This window comes from Streptomyces phytophilus (assembly GCF_013870535.1).
Classification (GTDB): Bacteria; Actinomycetota; Actinomycetes; order Streptomycetales; family Streptomycetaceae; genus Streptomyces; species Streptomyces phytophilus.
Genome location: NZ_JACBXC010000785.1, coordinates 1 through 2,880 on the forward strand (window position 1 = coordinate 1; position 2,880 = coordinate 2,880).

The 2,880-nt window shown below is 75.0% G+C and carries 2 protein-coding genes; one reads left to right on the forward strand and one right to left on the reverse strand.

The annotated features are described in order from the left end of the window. Positions 1–330: 330 nt before the first annotated feature. Positions 331–1,950: an alkaline phosphatase D family protein gene (locus H5J30_RS25200; RefSeq protein ID WP_181789647.1), complete on the forward strand. Its 1,620-nt coding sequence runs from the start codon at positions 331–333 to the stop codon at positions 1,948–1,950. Here the strand turns inward: H5J30_RS25200 and H5J30_RS25205 are convergent. Beyond that, positions 1,871–2,880: MATE family efflux transporter (locus H5J30_RS25205; RefSeq protein WP_181789646.1), on the reverse strand; the 1,010-nt coding region annotated here is incomplete at its 5' end. The genes H5J30_RS25200 and H5J30_RS25205 overlap by 80 nt on opposite strands.

Consider the following 2,880-nt stretch of genomic DNA (forward strand, 5'->3'; position numbering starts at 1 on the left):
CCGCCGCTACAAGGTCGTCGGCGGCGTCTGCGGCGGCCTCGGCCAGTACTTCGGCATGGACCCCGTCATCTTCCGCGTCGTCCTCGGCGTGCTCACCGCCACCGGCGGCCTCGGCCTCGTCGCGTACGGCTTCGCCTGGCTGCTGATGCCGCTGGACGGCGAGGACGACAGCGAGGGCCGCCGGCTGCTGTCCGGCCGGGTCGAGGGCTCGGCGCTGACGGCGCTGCTGTTCGCCATCGTCGGCTGCGGCCTGTTCCTGTCCGTGCTGAACTCCACGGACACCCACTTCTTCGCCGCGCTGCTGATCCTCTGCCTCGGCGGCGCCGCCTACTGGTCGCACCACCGCAGGACGCCCTGCGCGCCGCCGCGGCACACGCGAGCCGCCGCCGCTTCCTCACCGTCACCGGTGCCGCCGCCGCGCTCGCCTTCTCCGTGGGGCTGCCGCGGGCCCACGCGGACGAGCCGGCGGACCCGGGAACGGTCCGCCAGGAGCCCTTCACCCTCGGCGTCGACTCCGGCGACCCGGCCCCCGACGGCGTGGTGCTGTGGACCCGGCTCGCGCCCGCGGCGTTCGAGCCCGACGGCGGCATGCCGCCGGTGCCGTTCCTGGTCCACTGGGAGATCGCCCACGACGAGGGCTTCCGCCGCGTCGCCCGGCGCGGGCGGGAGTTGGCCCACCCCGAGTTCCACCACACCGTGCACGTCGAGGCCGACGGGCTCGCGCCGGGCCGCCCGTACTACTACCGCTTCCGGCTCGGCCGCTGGACCAGCCCCGTCGGCCGTACGAGCACCGCGCCTCCGCAGCACGCGCGCAACCCGTCCATGCGCTTCGGCGCGATCGCCTGCCAGAACTACCCCGGCGGCTACTACACCGCCTTCAAGCACCTCGCCGACGAGGACCTCGACGCCGTCTTCCACCTCGGCGACTGGATCTACGAGGGCGCCGTCGCGTCCACCGGCGGCAGCCGCGCCTACCCCGCCGGGACCCTCCCCGACATCTTCAACCACGAGACCGTGACGCTGGACGACTACCGGCTGCGCTACGCCCTCTACCGCAGCGACGCCGACCTGCGCGCCGCCCAGGCCGCCCACCCCTGGATCCTCACCTGGGACGACCACGAGGTCGAGAACAACTACGCCGGCGCCGTCTCCCAGGACAACCTGCCGCCCGAGGAGTTCCTCGTCCGCCGGGCCGCCGCCTACCGGGCGTACTGGGAGAACCAGCCGCTGCGCAGGCCGCAGCGCCCGCGCGGCGCCGACCTGCGGCTGTACCGGCGGCTGCACTACGGCACGCTGGCCCAGTTCGACGTCCTCGACGGCCGGCAGTACCGCACCGACCAGGCGTACGGCGGCAACTGGGCGCCGCCGGGGCCCGACGCGGACGACCCGGCGCGCACGATGCTCGGCGAGCGGCAGGAGCACTGGCTCGCGGACGGCTGGCGCGACTCGCGCGCGCGGTGGAACATCGTGCCGCAGCAGGTCGTGCTGGCCGAGCGGCGCAGCGAGCCGATCGAGGCGTACACCGTCAGCATGGACGCCTGGGACGGCTACACCGCCGCCCGCACCCGGTTCCTGGACGCGGCCGAGGCGGCGGGGGTGGACAACCTCGTCGTCCTCACGGGCGACGTGCACGTGCACTATGCGATGGACGTCAAGCGCGACTACGCCGACCCCGGGGCGCCCGCCGTCGCCGGCGAGATCGTCGCCACCTCCATCAGCAGCGGCGGCAACGGCGCCGAGCGGCCGGCGAACTACGACCGGCTCACGCAGGCCAACCCGCACCTGCGGTTCTACGACGGCCGCCGCGGCTACGTGACCGTCGCGCTGGACCGCGAGCAGTGCCGCGCGGACTTCCGCGTCGTGCCGCACATCACCACCGAAGGCGCCCCGATCGCGACCGCGGCTTCCTATGCGATCGAGGCCGGGCGGCCGGGACTGCACCGGGTGTGACGCCCGGGCCGGCGGCGGCGATCGAGCGGCTGACGGCCGCGACCCTGAGCCACAGGGCCGCGGCCTTCAGCGCCGAACCCGCGCACAGGCCCCAGGCGGCGCCGAGCACACCCCCGGCGGCGTAGCCGGTGAGCATGCAGCCGACGGAGAGCAGGGAGAAGACGACCTGGATCGGGAGCGTGCTCTCCGGGCGCAGCACGCGCAGCGTGAGCAGCGCGCTGGTGCCCAGGGCGATGCCCGCGTACTGGCTGCCCGTGGCGGGCAGCAGCGAGGACGTGGACGCCCAGGTGTCGCCGAGGAGTTCGCGGCCGGCGGAGTCGGGCAGGAGGACGAGCACGGTCGTCCAGGCGGCGGCGGTGCCGGTGAGCAGGGCGGCGAGGGCGGCGGCGGAGCGGAGCTTGCTGCGCAGGTTCGGGATGCGGTTCATCACCGGCGGGCCGAAGGAGGTCGCGGAGTTGTAGAGGACGTTCATCGGCCCGTAGAGGGTGGTGGCGCCGCGCAGCGCGCCCACGGCGAGCTGGCTGGCGACGAGCCCGAGCCCTATCACCGACAGCTGCGTCGCGCCGTTGCCCACCGCGAACTCCACCACGAACCGGCGGCCCAGGTGCCCCCGGCGCAGATACCGCCGCCAGTCGCCGCGGGCGCCGCGGAGCCGGTACGCGGCCAGCGCCAGGCAGAGCAGCAGCGCGGGCAGCGCGGAGGCGCCCCACACGGCGATGAGCCGCGCCGGGGACGAGCCGTCGGGCTGGAGCACGAGCGCCGGGATCGCGACGGCGAGCCGCAGCAGGTCGGCGAGGAGCGCGTGGTGCGGCAGCCGGAGTGCGGCGAAGCAGTAGCGCAGCACATCGTGCAGCAGCACGACGGGCAGCACCACGCCGAGCATGGCCAGCCCGTGCGCCAGCTCGCCGGGCACCGGCGCGAGCAGCAGCG